This window comes from Burkholderia sp. LS-044 (genome assembly GCF_004803625.1).
GTDB classification, from domain to species: domain Bacteria; phylum Pseudomonadota; class Gammaproteobacteria; order Burkholderiales; family Burkholderiaceae; genus Burkholderia; species Burkholderia cepacia.
Window position 1 is genome coordinate 51,122 of sequence record NZ_SSWO01000021.1, and the last position, 17,340, is coordinate 68,461.

Annotated in this window: 17 protein-coding genes; 10 read left to right on the plus strand and 7 right to left on the minus strand. The window is 68.1% G+C overall.

Annotated features, from left to right (window positions below):
• Nucleotides 1-95: 95 nt before the first annotated feature.
• From E9536_RS35525 to E9536_RS35540, 4 genes are all read right to left on the minus strand, one after another.
• Nucleotides 96-1,403, minus strand: coding sequence for an MFS transporter (locus E9536_RS35525; protein ID WP_021163766.1), 1,308 nt, complete (start codon nucleotides 1,401-1,403; stop codon nucleotides 96-98).
• A 191-nt stretch (nucleotides 1,404-1,594) separates the two neighbouring features.
• The gene (locus tag E9536_RS35530) at nucleotides 1,595-1,906 is read right to left on the minus strand and encodes a high-potential iron-sulfur protein (protein WP_021163765.1); all 312 of its coding nucleotides are present in this window, start codon (nucleotides 1,904-1,906) and stop codon (nucleotides 1,595-1,597) included.
• Nucleotides 1,907-2,089: 183 nt separating this feature from the next.
• Nucleotides 2,090-3,199, minus strand: a complete 1,110-nt coding sequence (locus E9536_RS35535) for an NAD(P)/FAD-dependent oxidoreductase (protein WP_136472411.1) — start codon at nucleotides 3,197-3,199, stop codon at nucleotides 2,090-2,092.
• A gap of 167 nt (nucleotides 3,200-3,366) precedes the next feature.
• Nucleotides 3,367-4,347, minus strand: coding sequence for an AAA family ATPase (locus E9536_RS35540; RefSeq protein WP_136472413.1), 981 nt, complete (start codon nucleotides 4,345-4,347; stop codon nucleotides 3,367-3,369).
• A gap of 229 nt (nucleotides 4,348-4,576) precedes the next feature.
• On the opposite strand from E9536_RS35540, the gene E9536_RS35545 reads away from it, so the two are divergent.
• The 10 genes from E9536_RS35545 to E9536_RS35590 all read left to right on the plus strand — a co-directional run bounded on the left by E9536_RS35545 (nucleotide 4,577) and on the right by E9536_RS35590 (nucleotide 14,420).
• Nucleotides 4,577-5,296 (plus strand): nitroreductase, encoded by a 720-nt coding sequence (locus tag E9536_RS35545; protein WP_136472415.1) that lies wholly within the window; start codon nucleotides 4,577-4,579, stop codon nucleotides 5,294-5,296.
• Between the two features lie 146 nt (nucleotides 5,297-5,442).
• Entirely contained in the window at nucleotides 5,443-5,931 is a 489-nt protein-coding gene (locus tag E9536_RS35550) for a hypothetical protein (RefSeq protein ID WP_027788898.1), read from the plus strand.
• Nucleotides 5,932-5,936: 5 nt separating this feature from the next.
• On the plus strand, nucleotides 5,937-6,752 hold the full coding sequence (locus tag E9536_RS35555; protein WP_021163082.1) for an endonuclease/exonuclease/phosphatase family protein: 816 nt from the start codon (nucleotides 5,937-5,939) through the stop codon (nucleotides 6,750-6,752).
• Between the two features lie 158 nt (nucleotides 6,753-6,910).
• Nucleotides 6,911-7,558, plus strand: a complete 648-nt coding sequence (locus tag E9536_RS35560; RefSeq protein WP_136472417.1) for a LysE family translocator — start codon at nucleotides 6,911-6,913, stop codon at nucleotides 7,556-7,558.
• A gap of 233 nt (nucleotides 7,559-7,791) precedes the next feature.
• Nucleotides 7,792-8,562 carry a ferredoxin--NADP reductase gene (locus tag E9536_RS35565; RefSeq protein ID WP_027788896.1) on the plus strand — a complete coding sequence of 257 codons (771 nt, stop codon included), beginning with the start codon at nucleotides 7,792-7,794 and terminating at the stop codon, nucleotides 8,560-8,562.
• Nucleotides 8,563-8,977: 415 nt separating this feature from the next.
• On the plus strand, nucleotides 8,978-9,793 hold the full coding sequence (gene rqpS, locus E9536_RS35570) for a quorum system sensor histidine kinase RqpS (RefSeq protein WP_059700434.1): 816 nt from the start codon (nucleotides 8,978-8,980) through the stop codon (nucleotides 9,791-9,793).
• Between the two features lie 7 nt (nucleotides 9,794-9,800).
• On the plus strand, nucleotides 9,801-10,457 hold the full coding sequence (rqpR, locus tag E9536_RS35575; RefSeq protein WP_021157028.1) for a response regulator transcription factor RqpR: 657 nt from the start codon (nucleotides 9,801-9,803) through the stop codon (nucleotides 10,455-10,457).
• Between the two features lie 232 nt (nucleotides 10,458-10,689).
• Complete coding sequence (locus E9536_RS35580) at nucleotides 10,690-12,096, plus strand: amino acid permease (protein WP_027788894.1); 1,407 nt, start codon at nucleotides 10,690-10,692, stop codon at nucleotides 12,094-12,096.
• Between the two features lie 584 nt (nucleotides 12,097-12,680).
• Entirely contained in the window at nucleotides 12,681-13,184 is a 504-nt protein-coding gene (locus tag E9536_RS35585) for a hypothetical protein (protein ID WP_027788893.1), read from the plus strand.
• A gap of 210 nt (nucleotides 13,185-13,394) precedes the next feature.
• Nucleotides 13,395-14,420 carry an XdhC family protein gene (locus tag E9536_RS35590; RefSeq protein WP_027788892.1) on the plus strand — a complete coding sequence of 342 codons (1,026 nt, stop codon included), beginning with the start codon at nucleotides 13,395-13,397 and terminating at the stop codon, nucleotides 14,418-14,420.
• A gap of 106 nt (nucleotides 14,421-14,526) precedes the next feature.
• Here the strand turns inward: E9536_RS35590 and E9536_RS35595 are convergent, their stop codons facing one another.
• From E9536_RS35595 to E9536_RS35605, 3 genes are all read right to left on the minus strand, one after another.
• Nucleotides 14,527-15,261, minus strand: coding sequence for a PepSY-associated TM helix domain-containing protein (locus E9536_RS35595; protein WP_059688321.1), 735 nt, complete (start codon nucleotides 15,259-15,261; stop codon nucleotides 14,527-14,529).
• Between the two features lie 269 nt (nucleotides 15,262-15,530).
• Entirely contained in the window at nucleotides 15,531-15,848 is a 318-nt protein-coding gene (locus E9536_RS35600) for an EscU/YscU/HrcU family type III secretion system export apparatus switch protein (protein ID WP_021157023.1), read from the minus strand.
• Nucleotides 15,845-17,197: a flagellar hook-length control protein FliK gene (locus E9536_RS35605; protein WP_136472419.1), complete on the minus strand. Its 1,353-nt coding sequence runs from the start codon at nucleotides 17,195-17,197 to the stop codon at nucleotides 15,845-15,847. The genes E9536_RS35600 and E9536_RS35605 overlap by 4 nt, the downstream gene beginning before the upstream one ends.
• Nucleotides 17,198-17,340 lie beyond the last annotated feature (143 nt).

Consider the following 17,340-nt stretch of genomic DNA (forward strand, 5'->3'; position numbering starts at 1 on the left):
AACACGAAGGCTCGATACGCCGTTTCCGCGTGTTCCGCAGCACATCATTGCGTTTTGCGAAACGATCCGATGACCGTCTTCAAATCGTCATGTCGTCATGCGGGTGCGTCGAGGTCGGCGCTGCGTGCGGGCACGAACGCGACCGCGACGATCGACAGCGCGATCCCCGCCATCACGTAGTAAGTCGGCGCGAGCGGCGTGCCCGTGACCTTGATCAGCCACGTGACGATGAACTGCCCGAAACCGCCGAACAGCATCACCGCGACGTTGTACGCGATCGACAGCCCGGTCGAGCGCACGTTGGCCGGGAACAGCTCGGCAATCATCGCGCCGAACGGCCCGTAGTAGCCCGCGAGCGTGATCGACAGCACGACCTGCACCGCGATCAGCCGCGCGATGCTCGGCGCCGCGTCGAGCCACGCGAACAGCGGATACATCAGCGCGAGCGTCAGCACCAGCGACCACAGCGACAGCCCCTTGCGGCCGATGCGGTCCGACCACGCGCCCGCGACCGGCGACAGCACCATCAGCAGCAGGTTGCCGGCGATCACCGCGTAGAACGATTCCGCGTAGGGCAGCTTCAGCTGCTTCACCGCGAAGGTCGGCAGATAGCTGATCAGCACGTAGATCGTCACCGTCAGCGCGATCACCGAGCCGAGGCCGCACAGCACCTCGCGCGGGTGGCGCGTGAACACTTCGCCGAGCGTCGCGCGGCGCGCGTTCTGCTGCGCATGCAGGAACGCTTCGGAATCGGCGAGATGGCGGCGGATGTAGAAGCCGATCGGGCCGATCACGAGCCCGAGGATGAACGGCACGCGCCAGCCCCAGCTGCGCAGTGCATCGTGCGACAGCCCGCGCGTGACGGCCGCGCCGACGAGCGCGCCGATCAGCAGCGCGGCCGCCTGGCTCGCCATCTGCCAGCTGCCGTAGAAGCCGCGTTTCGAGAACGGCGCGGCCTCGATCAGCAGCGCCGTCGCGCTGCCGAATTCGCCGCCCGCGGAGAAGCCCTGCAGCAGGCGGCCCAGCACGATCAGGATCGGCCCGCCGATGCCGATCGCCGCATAGGGCGGCGCGACCGCGAGCAGGAAGATGCCGCCCGTCATCAACAGGATCACGAGTGACAGCGCGGCCTTGCGGCCGGCGCGATCCGCGTACAGCCCGAACACGATGCCGCCGATCGGGCGCATGAAGAACGCGACGCCGAACGTCGCCGTCGTCAGCAGCAGCGACGAATATTCGCTGGAGGTCGGGAAGAACAGCTCGGCGATCACGACCGTCATGAAGCCGAACACCGTGAAGTCGTACCACTCGAGCGCGTTGCCGATCACGGCGGCGAACACCGCGCGGCGATTCAGCGCACGCTCGGGCCGGATCGTTTTCGTTGAATTCGCAATCGTCGCCATGCGTGCCTCGTCCTCGTCAGTACGCCGTGTCGGGCGGCGCGGCGCGCGGGGTGCCCGCGGCGCGCTGGTTTGCAGCGAGTGTAGAAAGCGACGGAACCGTTTTCAAGCAATAAAAAACGCCCGCCATCGTTCGACGGCGGGCGTTTTGCGGTTTTCGCCACAATGCGGCATCGCACGATGCCGCACGGGCCTCAACCCATCTTCGAGAAGGCGCTGCACCAGCCCTTCGCCGACACCTGCTTGCCGGGGAAGGCGCCGCACGGGCCCGAGGCCGAGCCCTTCTTGCCCTGGTACAGCATGCAGGCCGCGCAATCCTGGCCCGCTGCGTATTTCGGGTACTTCGTCTTGTCGACCTTCGTGGCATCGGCCTTGTAGCCGAGCGCCACGGCGGTCGGATCGGTTTCCGACAGCATCGGCGCATCGGCCAGCGCTTCGCGCGACAGCGCTAGCGCGGACACGGCACCAATGCTCGTAATCAGGAAACTCCGACGGGATGTTTTCATGGGGGACTCGCTCCAACGTTATCGGTTTGAAAGCTGTTCTGGCGACAGCCGTTCGACAGAATAACGCTCAAGCGAATAAATGTGCGCGCCGAAATTCCAGAGATAAGGAATTTCACAAGGCTGCCATGTGCCCGCAACCTGGCCGACACGCACACGCGACATGCCCGCTACACGCCCGCCACATCAGCGGTAAGCCGCCATCTCGCCCACGCGCTGCGCGAGCGCGAGCGACGCGGTGAGCCCCGGCGACTCGATGCCGAACAGGTTCACGAGCCCGCGCACGCCATGCTGCGCGGCGCCCTGCACGATGAAATCGGCCGGCGGCTCGCCCGGCCCCGCGAGCTTCGGCCGGATGCCCGCGTACGCCGGCTGCAGCGCATCGTCGGGCAAGCCCGGCCAGAACGCGCGGATCGACGCGTAAAACGCGGTCGCACGCGCCGGATCGACTTCGTAGCGCAGCGAATCGCACCACTCGACATCCGGGCCGAAGCGCGCCTGCCCGCCGAGATCGAGCGTCAGGTGCACGCCGAGCCCCGCGCGATCGGGCATCGGGTAGATCAGGTGCGAGAACGGCGCGCGGCCCGACAGGCTGAAGTAATTGCCGCGCGCGAGATAGAGCGGCGGCACCCAGCGCGGGTCGAGGCCGCGCGTGCGGCGCGCCAGCGCCTGCGCGCCGAGGCCCGCGCTGTTGATCACGCACGCGGCCTCGATCTCGGCGGGCGCGTCGCCGCCCGTGCGCACGACGAAGCGCCCGCCGCGCAGCACGTCGATCGATTCGACCGGGGATTTCAGCGCGCACACGGCGCCGCCGCGCTCGGCGTCGCCGAGCAGCGCGAGCATCAGCTGGTGGCTGTCGACGATGCCGGTGGACGGCGAGAACAGCGCCTCGACGCATTCGAGCGCGGGCTCGAGCGTCTGCGCCTCGGCACGCGTGAGCGGCATCAGGTCGAGCACGCCGTTTTCGGCCGCGCGCGCGGCGATCGCCTTCAACTGCTTCACCTGCGCGGCGCTCGTGGCGACGAGCAGCTTGCCGGTGCGCCGGTGCGGCACGTGATGCGTCTCGCAGAATTCGTACAGCAGGTCGCGCCCGTGCACGCACGACGTCGCCTTCAGCGACCCGCGCGGATAGTAGAGCCCCGCATGAATCACTTCGCTGTTGCGCGAGCTCGTACCCGTGCCGATCGCATCGGCGGACTCGAGCACGAGCGTTTCACGCCCGCGCGCGGCCAGTTCGCGCGCAATCGCAAGACCGACGACGCCCGCGCCGATCACGACACAATCCATCTGCTCCATGACGTTTCGCGCCGTTAGCGCGTCGAGGGGAGAGAAGAGAATTGTACGTCCCGGTTCTCCCGCTTGCCGAAGGTCGCGCGCCGCGTCGCGACGACACGGTGCACGCCGCACGGCACGGCGCGCGCGTGCCGCCGCCGGGCACGCGCCGCCGGGCACGCGCCGTCGGTTCAGAAGCCGATCGGCCGGCGCTTCGCGGCGCCCTCGTCGGCCCGGATGTCGCGCGGCCTGATCGCGTCGCGCCCGTCGAGCCGGGCGGCGCCGAATGCGTGCAGCAGCGCGCGGCGCATCGTGCGCGGCGGTGTTGCGGCCAGCACGTCGAGCGCGTCGTCGCCCAGGGTATCCGGGAAGCGCCGCCCCCACGCATGCGACGTGCGGATCTCGTCGTAGATCGTCTGCGCGATCCGGCGCGCGCCGGCCGCATCGGGCGGCTCGATCTCGTACACGTTCATCCGGTTGAGCAGCGGCTCCGGGATCGCTTGCGCATCGTTCGCGGTCGCGATCCAGATCACGTTGCCCGCATCGATCGGCACTTCCGCAAATTCGTCGATGAACGCGCGCGCGGTGTCGTGCTCGAGCAACGCGTACAGCGCGCCGAGCGGATCGTATTGCGCATCGCTGCCGGCCTTGTCGATCTCGTCGACCGCGATCACCGGGTTCGCGTAGCTGCCGTTCACGAGCGCATCGAACACCTTGCCGGGCTTCGCGTTCTTCCATTGCGACGACGCCCCCGACAGGATCCAGCCGGCCGTCAGCGAACTCATCGGCACGTAGTGGTACGCGGTGCCGAGCAGCTGCGCGAGCGCCTTCGCGAAATGCGTCTTGCCGATGCCCGGGGGCCCGAGCAGCAGGATCGGCATCAGTTCGAGCCGGTCGTCCGTTTCGAGGCACAGCGCGATCTGCTTGCGCACGTCGTCGAGCGGCTCGGCGAAATTGGGCAATGCCTCGCCGAGCGCGTCGAACGACGGCATCCGGTTCGGCTTCACGCAAAAGCGCAGATTGCCCGTCTTGAGCATCTTCTCGTAGGTGGCGCGCAGTGCGTCGCTCGCGCTCTCGTTCAGGTCGCTCAACGCCGTCTCGACCTGCTCGAGGTCGTACACCGTGCTGAAGGACGCCACCGCCAGTTCCTGTTTCACCATCGCCGTCGTCATACCAACCTCGCTGCCGCTTGCTGTCACACGATCATCAGACCCTTACGATTTCAGTGTAGCGATCCCGCATCCCCGCGCAAGCAAGCAGCCACGTGCGTGTGCTGCTAACACCCGCGCGCGCTGCACGCCGGCGCACCGCGGCGTATGATCGTCGGTTCACCCACCCGCCGCACCGGCCCGGCCGACGGCGCCCGCGCGGCGCGTCGGATCTCGCCCCGAAGGTATGCCGATGTCCGTCCCCACTGCTTTCCCGCGCGTCGATGCCGATGCGACCGGCGCCGTCGACGCGGCGCTCACGTCGCGCCGTGCGATCCGCGCGTTCCTGCCGACGCCCGTGCCGCGCGACACGCTCGAGGCTATCCTCGAAGCCGCGAGCCGCGCGCCGTCGGGCACCAACATCCAGCCGTGGCGCGTGTACGTCGCGACGGGCGCCACGCGCGACGCGCTCGCCGCCGCGCTCACCGCGGCCCACGACGATCCCGCACGCGACGAGAAATACGTCGCCGAGTACGACTACTACCCGCGCGAGTGGGTGTCGCCGTATATCGACCGGCGCCGCAAGGTCGGCTGGGACCTGTACGGCCTGTTGAACATCGGCCGCGACGAGAAGGCGCGCATGCATGCGCAGCACGCGCGCAACTTCCGTTTCTTCGATGCGCCGGTCGCGCTGTTCTTCACACTCGACCGCGTGATGACCCACGGTGCATGGCTCGACTGCGGGATGTTCCTGCAAGGCGTGATGACGGCCGCGCGCGCACGCGGGCTCGATACTTGCCCGCAGGCCGCGTTCGTGCCGTTTCACCGGATCATCACCGAACACCTCCGCATTCCCGCCAACGAACAGTTGGTTTGCGGCATGTCGCTCGGCCATGCGGACCCGGACGCGATCGAGAACCGCCTCGTCACCGAGCGCGCGAGCGTCGCGGAGTTCGCGCGTTTTTTCGGTTGAAAACGCATGACGCGGCCCTACCTTTCGAACAGGACCGCATCGTGCGGCGAACCTGTCGCGACGCGTCCTGTCACATCACGACCAAAATCGATCGGGCGTAAGATGTGCGTCCGTTCCCCGCTATCGCGCGTTCCCGGAGACGTTTCATGCTGAAACACGGCCTGGCCGTCCTGCTCGCGAGCATCGTGCTCGCCGCCCATGCGCAGAGCCCCGCGCCGGCCTCCGTCGCGTGGGAGATCCAGGTGGTACGCGACGGTCAGACCATCGACACGTTCCAGCAGCGCACCACCGTGGGTCAGACCCGCACCGACACCCATCGCTATCCGTCCGCCGTGCCGGTCGGCTGCGGCAATGCCGCGCGCGTCGTGCCGACCGAGCGCTCGCGCTCGGTGACGGTCGCGCCGCTCACCGTCGATGCCGGCGCGAACACCGTGTCGCTCGCGCTCGACGTGCAGGAAACGCTCGACGACGAAAACGCGACGCGCAGCGATCCGTGCGTACCCGCTTCGCCGCGGCAAATCGTCGCGAGCCACCCCGGCCTGACGGTCGGCGCCGACGCGTGGACCGACTGGACGCTCGTCGAACAGCGTCCGCACCTCGTGTACCGCGTGCGCGCGCACGTCGCGAAGGATTGAGCGTCATGTCCGCCGACGCTCTCTCCCTGCCGTTCGCCGAACCGCACGCCGCGCCCGACGAAATCACCGCGGTGAGCTGGAACCTGCACAAGGGCCGCTCGCCGCTCGGCTTCACCGCGTGGAACGCGATGCGCAACTGGATGCAGTCGACGCACGCCGACGTGTATTTCCTGCAGGAAGCGATGGCGCGCCGCATGCCGCGCCCGATGCTCGCCCCCGGCTTCGGCGCGCCGATGGACGACGCGGTCGACGACGTGTGGCACTGCCAGGCCACCGAGATCGCGCAGGCGCTCGACTGGCAGATCGCGCTCGGGCCGAACGTGTTCAAGCCGTCGTGGCGGCACGGCAATGCGATCCTGTCGCCGCATCCGCTCGACCTCGGCGGCCGCTGGGACATCTCCGCGCACCGCTTCGAGCGGCGCGGGCTGCTGGTCGCGCGGGCGACGCTCGCGGGCGCGCGACCGGTCACGCTGCTGTGCGCGCACCTCGCGCTCACGCGCGCCGCGCGGCTGCGCCAGATGCACTGGATCGCGCACTGGATCGTGCGCAACGCGGGTGACGGCCCGCTGATGCTGGCCGGCGACTTCAACGACTGGCGCAACGATTCGGTCGCGCTGTTCGGCGAGATCGGGTTGTCCGAGGTCGCGACGCTGCTCGGCGAATCGGGCCGCACGTTCCCCGCGTTCTCGCCGGCGCTCGCGCTCGACAAGATGTTCGTGCGCGGGCTGACACCGCTCGAATGGCGCGCGCCGTCCGGCGAGGCCGCGTGGCTGTCGGACCACCTGCCGTACATCGCGCGCCTGCGCCTCGATCCGCAATAACGGCTAAACGGCTGCAAAACGCTCGCAACAACGACCGCGACCGCGAGTCGATCACGCGTCCGGTCGCCCCCGGCCAAAGCGCGGCCGCGCGGCGCGCGGCGCGCGCTACATTAACGGCTTGCCCGTTCCTCCCGCGCCCGCCGCCGGGCCGCGCCGCCATGAACTACCTGCCGATCCTGCTGCAAATCGCCGCCGTCTATCTCGTCGCCGCGATCACCCCCGGCCCGAATTTCTTCATGATTTCGCAACTGTCGCTCGCGGGGCGGCGCAGCCTCGGCGCCGCGTCGGCGCTCGGCGTCGGCACCGCGTCGGTCGCCTGGGCCTCGCTCGCGATGCTCGGCCTCGCGGCCGTGCTGCACCAGGTCGAATGGCTGTACGAGGCGATCCGGATCGGCGGTGCCGTGTACCTCGTGTATTTCGGCTTCAAGCTGCTGCGCTCGGGCGTGCGCCGCGACGCGGCACCGGCCGACGCGCCCGACGAACGCGCGCCGCTGGCCGCGCCGCACGCGCGCGACTACCTGCGCGCGTATCGCAGCGGCCTGTTCACCTGCCTGACGAACCCGAAATCGTGCGCGTTCTGGACCAGCGTGTTCGCCGCGATGCTGCCCGCGCACGTGCCGCTGTGGTTCAACGGCGCGGTGCTGGTGACGATCGGCGTGCTGTCGGCCGGCTGGTATTCGTGCGTCGCGTACCTGTTCGCGAGCCCGCGCGCGCAGCGCGGTTACCGGCGCGTGCGGCGCCCGCTCAACGCGCTGTGCGGCGTGGCACTCGTCGGCCTCGGCGCGAAACTCGCGGCCGAGCGCTGAAAACTGAAAGCAGATTGAAATAATTCGTTGCGCCAAATCCGCGCAGCCGCGGGGGTCAAGCCCGCGATCCGCGCCAACAGGGTAAAATAACGAGTTCCTCAATCGTCTGTCATCGAGAAGGCGCGTGTCCGACGCGCCGGCCGGCCGATCCTCGATCGGGCCGTCGCACTCGGTTTTTTGCCCGTTTTTGGGCCCGTTACTCGCGTTCGCTACGCGCGTCCGTTTTCAAAGCCATGAGCAAATACGACACCGCCACCGTCCAATCCGTCCATCACTGGACCGACACGCTGTTCAGCTTCACCTGCACCCGTGAGGCGAGCCTGCGCTTCAACAACGGCGAATTCACGATGGTCGGCCTCGAAGTCGACGGCAAGCCGCTCGCGCGCGCCTACTCGATCGTCAGCCCGAACTACGAAGAGCATCTCGAATTCTTCAGCATCAAGGTGCAGAACGGCCCGCTGACGTCGCGCCTGCAGCATCTGAAGGTGGGCGACACGGTGCTGATCGGCAAGAAGCCGACGGGCACGCTGGTTGCCGACAACCTGCTGCCGGGCAAGACGCTGTGGATGCTGTCGACGGGCACGGGCCTCGCGCCGTTCATGTCGATCATCCGCGACCCGGACATCTACGAACGCTTCGACAAGGTGATCCTGACGCACACGTGCCGCCTGAAGGGCGAGCTCGCGTACATGGACTACATCAAGCACGACCTGCCGGGCCACGAGTACCTCGGCGACATCATCAAGGAAAAGCTCGTCTACTACCCGACGGTCACGCGCGAAGCGTTCGACAACGAAGGCCGGATCACCGACCTGATCGCGACGGGCAAGCTGTTCACGGATCTCGACGTCCCGCCGTTCTCGCCGGAAAACGACCGCGTGATGCTGTGCGGCAGCACCGCGATGCTGAAGGACACGACCGACCTGCTGAAGCAGGCCGGCCTCGTCGAAGGCAAGAACAGCGCGCCGGGCCACTACGTGATCGAACGCGCATTCGTGGACTGATCGATCCCCAGATTTGCGCGTCATCAAGAACCGGAGCGAAAGCTCCGGTTTTTTTTCGTCCCTACTTGGCGAATTCGTAACAAATTGGGATCATCCCATCTCAAATAGTTACATTTGGATACGTCATCGTCCGGTGCTCGGGTGTCAGTGTTTTTCCTACAACACGTTCATTCCGATTATTCACATTTACCCTTAAATGTCCGCCCGACATGACCTTTTCGGAAATTTTGAGATATTATTCGCCGCGCGTGGTTGCCGTTCGGATGAGAGTGGAAGGGTCGGATGCAAGTGTTACAAGACGTAACTTTTGTTACCTCGGCAGGGGGCGATTCTCTGGCGGCGACCGTCTTCGAAACGGCAGCCGATCCACGCAGCCAGCCGGTGTCTGAACCGCTTTCTGACAGCAGGGAGAGTCATGGATACGTCGCTTAACGCGCCTTTGGGCGCCCACGCCCCGTTCCCGTCGCAACAGCTCGTGCCGGGCTGCGCCGCGACTCCGCCCATTACCGACGCCGCGCCGAAACGCGGCGCCTCCGCCGCGCGGATCGCAGCGCTGTCTGCCCAATTGCTCGCCGCCGACGAAGCCGCTCGCCGCCACCTGGCCGGCGAGTTGCATGACGGGCTCGGCGCCGAACTCACCGCAGCGCGTTTCGCGCTCGCAAACGTTCAAACGTGGCTGCCGGCCGACGCGCCGGACGGTTGCCTGCGCGCGCTGGAGCTGGCGCAGCAGGCGCTCGACGCCGCAACCGACGCGAATCGCCGGCTGATCGACGAGCGCGACACGCCGGCGCTCGACGCGGGCGTGGTCGGCGCGTTGTCGTCGTGGGTCGACACCCATGCGGCACGCACGGGCCTGCGCACCAGCTTCGTGTGCGCGGCCGATGCGCGCCTGACGCAGGTCGCCGGCGCCGGCGCACTCGCGGTATTCCGCGTCGCGCAGGAAGCGTTGTCGAACGTCGCGAAGCACGCCCGCGCGACGTCGGTCGACGTGCGGATCGTCACCGACGGCACGCATCTGTCACTGATTGTCTCCGACGATGGTACCGGTTTCGCCCGCAGCCGCCGCAGCGGCTACGGTCTCGCCGGCATGCGCGCCCGCTGCGAGGCGTTCGGCGGCAGCTTCGAGACGGCCACGCCGGAAGCCGGCCACGGCACGCGCGTCACCGCGCGCTTCGCCTGGGATTCGCTGCTCGCGGTGCCCGTCACGGCCCGCCGCGCGTCGCTTTCGTGAGGTCGTCATGAGCCTGAACATCCTGCTCGTGGACGATCACGCGATCGTCCGGCAAGGGATCCGCCAGTTGCTGATCGACCGTGGCGTCGCGCGCGACGTCACCGAGGCCGAGAACGGCGGCGACGCCATGGCCGCCGTCGACAAACAGGAATTCGACGCGATCCTGCTCGACATCTCGCTGCCGGACACGAACGGCATCGAGGTGCTCAAGCGCCTCAAGCGCAAGCTGCCGCGCACGCCGGTGCTGATGTTCTCGATGTACCGCGAGGATCAGTACGCGGTACGCGCGCTGAAGGCCGGTGCCGCCGGCTACCTGTCGAAGACGGTCAACGCCGCGCAGATGATCGGCGCGATCCAGCAGGTCGCGGCCGGCCGCAAGTACGTGAGCCCCGCGATGGCCGAGGCGCTCGCCGAATACGTGTCGTTCGAGAACGAGCCGCTGCCGCACGAGAAGCTGTCCGACCGCGAATACCAGACGCTCTGCATGCTCGCGTCGGGCAAGCGGCTCACCGACATCGCGAACACGCTGTCGCTGTCCGTGAAGACGGTGAGCGTGTACCGGTCGCGGCTGCTCGAGAAGATGCGGCTGTCGAACAATGCGGAACTCACGTTCTACGTGATGAGCAACCAGCTCGTCGACATGGCGCCCACGGCCGGCGCCTGATTTCCCCGCCCGGCCCGACTCACCTGACCCGCCCCGGCGACGCGGCGCATGCTGCGCCGCCGCCGAGTGCCGTCCGCCGACCGTCCTTTTGGCGCGCAAGCGCTTGTTTTATCGGACTATTTCGCGGCCTACCGCTGCGCCGCAGCGAGTCTTGCGCGCCAAATCGGCTAAAATTGCGGGTTTTCACTCAGTCAGCGCTATCGCGCCCGCGCGCGCTGGCGATTCATCCGCAATGTCTCTCTTCCGCAAGAAAAACGTCGATCGCATGATCGCCGGCGCGCAAGCCGCCGGGCTCAAGAAAGCGCTCGGCGCGATCGACCTCACCTTCCTCGGCATCGGCGCGATCATCGGAACCGGCATCTTCGTGCTGACCGGTACCGGCGCCGTGCAGGCCGGCCCCGCGCTGATGCTGTCGTTCGTGATCGCCGCGATCGCATGCGGCCTCGCGGCGCTGTCGTACGCGGAATTCGCGTCGACGATCCCCGTCGCCGGCTCGATCTACACGTACTCGTACGCGACGCTCGGCGAACTCGTCGCGTGGATCATCGGCTGGGACCTGATGCTCGAATACGGCCTCGCGTCGTCGGCCGTGTCGGTCGGCTGGTCGGGCTACCTGCAGTCGCTGCTGCAGGGCTTCGGGCTGACGCTGCCCACCGTGCTGACGGCCGCGCCCGGCGCGGTGCCGGGTGTCGTCACGTGGTTCAACCTGCCCGCGTTCCTCGTGATGATCGTGATCACCACGCTGCTGTCGATCGGCATCCGCGAGTCGACCCGCATCAACAACATCATGGTGTTCATCAAGGTGTCGGTCGTGCTGCTCGTGATCGCGGTCGGCGTGTTCCATGTGACGCCCGCCAACTGGAAGCCGTTCATGCCGCACGGCTGGAACGGCGTGTTCGGCGCCGCGGCCGTGATGTTCTTCGCGTTCATCGGCTTCGACGCGGTGTCGTCGGCGGCCGAGGAAGTGAAGAATCCGAAACGCGATTTGCCGATCGGCATCATCGCGTCGCTCGCGGTGTGCGCGGTGCTGTACGTGACGGTCGCCGCGGTCGCGACCGGCATCGTGCCGTCGGCCCGGTACGCGAACATCTCGCACCCGATCTCGTACGCACTGCAGGTCGCCGGCGAGACGTGGGTGGCGGGCTTCATCGATCTCGGCGCCGTGCTCGGCATGCTGACCGTGATCCTCGTGATGAGCTACGGCCAGACGCGCGTGATCTTCGCGATGTCGCGCGACGGGCTGCTGCCGGCGACGCTGTCGCGCGTGCACCCGCGCTACGCGACGCCGTTCCTGACGACCTGGCTCGTCGGCCTGTTCTTCGGGCTGATCGCCGCGCTCGTGCCGCTCAACGTGCTCGCCGAGCTGATCAACATCGGCACGCTCGCGGCGTTCTCGATGGTGTCGATCGCGGTGCTCGTGCTGCGCCGCACGCACCCCGACCTGCCGCGCGCGTTCCGCTGCCCCGGCGTGCCGGTCGTGCCGATCCTCGCGGTCGCATCGTGCCTGTTCCTGATGCTGAACCTGCAGCCCGTCACGTGGGCCGCGTTCGGCATCTGGCTCGTGATCGGCCTCGTGATCTACTTCCTGTACTCGCGTCACCACTCGAAGCTCGCGCACGGTCGCCACGACGCGCACTGAGCGCCGCCGTGCCGCACGGTCGCCATGACGCGCACTGAGCGCCGCCGTGCCGCACGCGGCACGGTGCGCACCCGCGGGGCCGCCATCCGGCCCCGCCCCCTCCCCTCCGCTCCCTCGCCCGTCTCGCCGCCGCGTTGCGTTTCCCGCAACGATTCGCGCGGCAGTTCCCGTTTTCATCGGCTGTTTTTCGAATACCGGTATATTCGATTCCGATCGACAAATTAATCGATGAAAAATGTAATTCAATTGAATTGAATATGAATAGAAGAAAATAATCTCGCGAACGACATTGAACTCTTTCATCCGCCAAACTAGTATTCAGGTCGGCCGGCCGCACACACCCGCCCAGCCTGCGTCAGACGGGGAATTCGCCGCAGCATGAGCGCAACGCGATGCAATCGGCTTCATCGAATCGCATTTCCATCAAACAGAAATTCATTGCGTGTTCACGAACGAATTTTCAGCATCTTTTTAATTAAAAACATTTAAAACCGGATAATCCGGTCGCTGGTATTGAATTGCCTCCGAGCGGAGGCATGTCGCTGCACCTGTCCGAAGTTCAACAAGAACCAGAGAGGTCTGTCATGAGCAATACATTGGTCAACGTCACGGCGAAGGTCGAAATCAGCGCGACCAACCAGACGATTGCGGGGCTCAGGGATTATCAAAGCAAGAACTGGGCGATCGGGCTGAACGGGGATACGCTCGCGCCGGATGGTTTCCTCACGTTCTTCACGGAACGCAACCTGCCGTTCAGCTACTACGTCCGCGCGCGTGGCGTCTCGGTCGGCGAGCCGAGCGCATACCAGGCGAACATCGAGACGCTGACGCAGCACATCGCCGCGATTCGCGCGTCGGAGACGAACCAGGTCCAGGCGACGATCCGCGAGCTCGAGCTGTACAAGTCGCGGAACTGGGCGATCGGCCTGAACGGCACGACGCTGCAGCCGGACAATTTCCTGCCGTTCTTCGGCACCCGCTCCGTGCCGTTCGAGTATTACGTGCGCAGCGGCGGCGTCGAGCTCGGCTCGCCGAGCGCGTATGACAACAACATCCGCAACCTGACGCAGTATCTGGGCTCGCTCTGACGCATCGCCCCGCCGGGCGGATGTGTCCGCCCGGCAACCTGCCGACGGCCCGGCACGGGCCGTCCCGCTCGCCTTCCCCGCCGCTGCGCGCCTCCCCCGCCCCGTTTTGCGCCTTCCCCCGTCCCTGCACGCTTGTCGCGGCCGGTTCATAATCGCGCCATCGAACGGCGGCCCGCATCGACGGGTGCGCCCGGCAACAGGAAGAAGATGATGGAAAGCGTCGATCTCGATGTATTGAAATCCAGCGCGCGCTGGCTCGAAGAAGGGCGCCGCGTGCTGCTCGTGACGGTCGTGAAGACCTGGGGCTCGTCGCCCCGCCCCGAAGGCGCGATGCTCGCGGTCCGCGAGGACGGGCTCGTGGTCGGTTCCGTGTCCGGCGGATGTATCGAGGACGACCTGATTGCCCGCGTGCATGCGAGCGGCATCGCGGCCGACGCGCGCCCGGAAGCGCTCAAGTACGGCGTGACGGCCGAGGAAGCACATCGCTTCGGGCTGCCTTGCGGCGGCACGATCCAGCTCGTGCTCGAGCCGCTCACGCGCGACAGCGGGATAACCGCGCTGTGCGCGGAAGTCGAGGCCGGGCGCCTCGTCACGCGCACGATGACGCTCGCGACGGGCCGCGCATCGCTGTCACCCGCGCAGGCCGCCGACGGGCTCGCGTTCGACGGCGAGCGGCTCGTGACGATCCACGGGCCGCGCTACCGGATGCTCGTGATCGGCGCCGGCCAGTTGTCGCGTTATCTGTGCCAGATCGCGGTCGGGCTTGACTACCAGGTGACGGTATGCGATCCGCGCGAGGAATACACCGATGCGTGGGACGTGCCGGGCACGCGCGTCGTGCACACGATGCCCGACGATACGGTGCTCGAGATGAACCTCGATGCTCGCTCGGCCGTGATTGCACTGACGCACGATCCGAAGCTCGACGATCTCGCGCTGATGGAGGCGCTGAAGACGCCCGCGTTCTACGTGGGCGCGCTCGGCTCGCGGCGCAACAACGCGGCACGGCGCGAGCGGCTGCGCGAATTCGACCTGAGCGAAGCGGAACTGGCCCGGCTGCACGGGCCGGCCGGCATCTACATCGGCAGCCGGACGCCGCCGGAAATCGCGATCTCGATCCTCGCCGAGATCACCGCCGCGAAGAACCACGTGTCGCTGCCGACAATCCTGCAGGTCGAGGGCGCGAAGGCCGCGCGGGAGATCGCGGCGAACAGCGGCGCGGCGTGCGGCCTCTGATCGGCGGGCGGTCGCGCGGGATATGCGGCCGCAACGGGCTAAGCCGACGAAGCCGACGAAACTGACGACAGCACACGCGCCGGCTGCCGGCCGGCGCGCCCGCCGGTCAGGTCAGGCCGGCGGCAAGCGCCGCGGCGACCGAACCGACCACCAGCACGACGCCGACCGTGCGGCGCTTGTTCAGCTCGGTCCACAGCAGCACGCCGGTCAGCGACAGCAGGATCAGCGAGCCCGCGATCGTGTCCATCAGCAGCACCCAGCCGAGATTCATCCCGACACCGCGATGCAGGTTGTTCAGCGTCGTCAGGAACGTGTTGCCCGTACGCTTCACGGAGACGTAGCCGTTGCCGACCCAGTATTCGGCCTGCAGGTTCTGGTGCGGGCCGAACAGGCCGAACTGCCAGTGCTCCGGCTGCATCACACGCTTGTCGCCCCACGCAACGGGCTGCGCGGCCTCCTTGCGCATGCGCCCCGGCTTGCCGTCGAAATTCAGCTCGTGCTGCAGCCACTTCGTCATCGCGGCGGGCGTCTTCGGCACCGGATCCGGCAGCGCGATCTGCATCTCCTCGACCTGCGGCTCGCCCGTCGAAATCTTCAGCGGCGGCGCGCGGTGGTTGAGCAGCACGCCCGTCACGCCGAACAGCAGGCCGAGCACCGCGCCCCACAGCCCGACCCAGCCATGCACCTTGCGCAGCCACTTGATGAAGGTCGCGCGGCGCGAACGCTGGCGGCGCGCGGCCAGTTCGTCGTCGCTCAGCGGGCGGGCCGCCGGGTGCAGCACGGTGACGCCCGCGCGGGCAGTACCCGTCTTGGGCGGATTGATCGTTTCGGGCGCGTTCACGCGAGAGGTTCCATTCGTTCAAAACAACGGGCGGCGCGCAAAACGTGCGCGCCGCCCGGGCAGCATGAAAATGAGAATGGATATCATTACACAAACAAACCGGCGGCTCAATCCACCCGGGTGCGTCGCGGCACGCCCGGCAAGAGCAAGAAGGCGGAAAAAGCGCGCGCGTTGCGCCACGATGCCGGCCGATAACCGGAAAATGCCGCCCGAATGACCTTGCAAGACCAGGACAGCATTTCGTAAGAAGTCGCGCGATGCCGGGCGATTCAGCGCAGCGGCGGCAGCGGAAAGCGCGGTGTGGTGTCGTCCGGCGCGGGTTCGGTGCGGTCGAGCGCGTACAGCCACGCGAGCAGATCCGCGACCGCCTGGTAGAGCTGCGGCGGAATCCGGTCGTCGAGGTCGACCTGCATCAGCAGCGACACCATCTCCGGTGCCGTATGCACGTACAAGCCCGCATCGTGCGCACGCGCGACGATCATCTCGGCGAGCACGCCGTAGCCCTTCGCGACCACGCGCGGCGCCGCATCGCCGCCCTTCGGATCGTAGACGAGCGCGGCCGCGCGCTTGCGGGACGTCATGCTCATGGCAGCGCCTCGTCGTCGCTATCCGGCGCCTGCGTCGCCGGGCCGCCGGCCGAACCGCGCGCATACGCGGCGGCGGCCGCCTGGGCTGCAAACAGGTCGAAGCCGTCCGGGCCGTCGTCGACCGCGCGGATCGACAATCCACCCACCCGCAGCCCCGACACCTCGAGCCGCTGCCGCAGCGCGGCCTCGTGCCGCGTGAGGCGGTCGGCGCCCGTCTGGTTCGCACGCAATCGCGCGACCAGTTGCGTGCCGTTCAGCACCAGTTCCGCGTCGACCGTGCCGAGCGACGGCAACGTCAGCGTCAGGCGCGTGCGCCATGCGATGCCGTCGCCCGGGCCGTCGTCGCCGCGCGGCGCGCGGCTGCCCGGATCGTCCGGCTCGATCGTCCAGTCGAGCCGCGCGCCGGGCCACGCCTCGCCCGTCCAGCGGAACTGGTCGGTCGCGAGCGCGTCGAGCTGCTGCCTGACGAGCGGCACGGCGGCCGGATGCACGGGCGCCAGCGTCTGCGCCTGGGAGTCGGACGACGCGGTGGCCAGTTGCGGGGGCGTCCCGCGCACATCAGGGCGTTCGCCGAGCAGATCGAACGTATCGGGCGGCAGCGACGCGCCGTGCCGCGCGCCCGCCGGCAAGCCTTGCGCAGGATCGCGTGTCGGTGCGCCACCCTGGGCCGGTGTACCCGGCTGCGCCGTCGCCCGCGCGGTCGCGGGCAGCGGCGGCCGCTGCGCGAGCAGTTCGTCTAGCACGTCGGTCGAGTCGTGCTGCGCGGCATCCGGGTCGACCGGCGCGAGCGCGGCCGCAAGGCGCGCCTGCGGCTCGCGCATCAACGCCGCGAGCGGGCGCTGGCCGGCCAGCCACTGCGCCAGATGGGATTCGTAGAAAAGGCCGCTTTCGCTCACGGCCTGCGCGAGCGCTGCGCGCAGCGCCGCGACCGGCAGGGCTGCGGCCGCTTCGTGTGCCGCCGCAGCAGCGGAAGATGCCGCGGCGGAGGCCGGTGTGGAAGGCGCAGCCGAATCGGAAGCGGCCGGCGCGCGGGCCGGCAAGGCCGTATCGGTCAGCAGCACGGTGGGATCGGCCAGCAGCGGCACGCGCCCGGCAATGGCCGGCGTCGAGTCGCCACCGGCCCGCGAGATCGCGTCGAGCACGCGCCCGACATCGGACAGTGCGGTCTGGGTAGAGGCCGGCGGCGCGGCCGGCGGGCTGCCGGCCGAAGGCGTGGACGCCGTGCCGGTGCCCGGCGTGCCGACCTGCGAGGTCGCGCCGCCGCCGGCGGGCGCCGATACGGTGCCGGTCAGCAGGCTGTCGAGGCGGCTCGCCAGCAGCGCGGCCGCAACGGAGTCGATACCGGTCATGATCGGAGCCTGCTCACCTCAGCCACATCGTTGCGAATCCGGGAACGGCACGCCGGTGCCGCTCGCGGGAACTGCGCGCCTCCCGCAACGGGCTCGTGCGCCCCGCGCCCGCCCCTCCGCCTCCCGGCTTCCCGGGAAACGGG

What these genes read in the sequence shown, in the direction of transcription:
- E9536_RS35530 (WP_021163765.1), bottom strand. Translation starts at nt 1,906, where the DNA reads ATGAAAACATCCCGTCGGAGTTTCCTGATTACGAGCATTGGTGCCGTG.
- E9536_RS35590 (WP_027788892.1), top strand. Translation starts at nt 13,395, where the DNA reads ATGGAAAGCGTCGATCTCGATGTATTGAAATCCAGCGCGCGCTGGCTC.
- E9536_RS35600 (WP_021157023.1), bottom strand. Translation starts at nt 15,848, where the DNA reads ATGAGCATGACGTCCCGCAAGCGCGCGGCCGCGCTCGTCTACGATCCG.
- E9536_RS35535 (WP_136472411.1), bottom strand. Translation starts at nt 3,199, where the DNA reads ATGGAGCAGATGGATTGTGTCGTGATCGGCGCGGGCGTCGTCGGTCTT.
- E9536_RS35605 (WP_136472419.1), bottom strand. Translation starts at nt 17,197, where the DNA reads ATGACCGGTATCGACTCCGTTGCGGCCGCGCTGCTGGCGAGCCGCCTC.
- E9536_RS35560 (WP_136472417.1), top strand. Translation starts at nt 6,911, where the DNA reads ATGAACTACCTGCCGATCCTGCTGCAAATCGCCGCCGTCTATCTCGTC.
- E9536_RS35565 (WP_027788896.1), top strand. Translation starts at nt 7,792, where the DNA reads ATGAGCAAATACGACACCGCCACCGTCCAATCCGTCCATCACTGGACC.
- E9536_RS35580 (WP_027788894.1), top strand. Translation starts at nt 10,690, where the DNA reads ATGTCTCTCTTCCGCAAGAAAAACGTCGATCGCATGATCGCCGGCGCG.
- rqpR (WP_021157028.1), top strand. Translation starts at nt 9,801, where the DNA reads ATGAGCCTGAACATCCTGCTCGTGGACGATCACGCGATCGTCCGGCAA.
- rqpS (WP_059700434.1), top strand. Translation starts at nt 8,978, where the DNA reads ATGGATACGTCGCTTAACGCGCCTTTGGGCGCCCACGCCCCGTTCCCG.
- E9536_RS35555 (WP_021163082.1), top strand. Translation starts at nt 5,937, where the DNA reads ATGTCCGCCGACGCTCTCTCCCTGCCGTTCGCCGAACCGCACGCCGCG.
- E9536_RS35545 (WP_136472415.1), top strand. Translation starts at nt 4,577, where the DNA reads ATGTCCGTCCCCACTGCTTTCCCGCGCGTCGATGCCGATGCGACCGGC.
- E9536_RS35525 (WP_021163766.1), bottom strand. Translation starts at nt 1,403, where the DNA reads ATGGCGACGATTGCGAATTCAACGAAAACGATCCGGCCCGAGCGTGCG.
- E9536_RS35550 (WP_027788898.1), top strand. Translation starts at nt 5,443, where the DNA reads ATGCTGAAACACGGCCTGGCCGTCCTGCTCGCGAGCATCGTGCTCGCC.
- E9536_RS35585 (WP_027788893.1), top strand. Translation starts at nt 12,681, where the DNA reads ATGAGCAATACATTGGTCAACGTCACGGCGAAGGTCGAAATCAGCGCG.
- E9536_RS35540 (WP_136472413.1), bottom strand. Translation starts at nt 4,347, where the DNA reads ATGACGACGGCGATGGTGAAACAGGAACTGGCGGTGGCGTCCTTCAGC.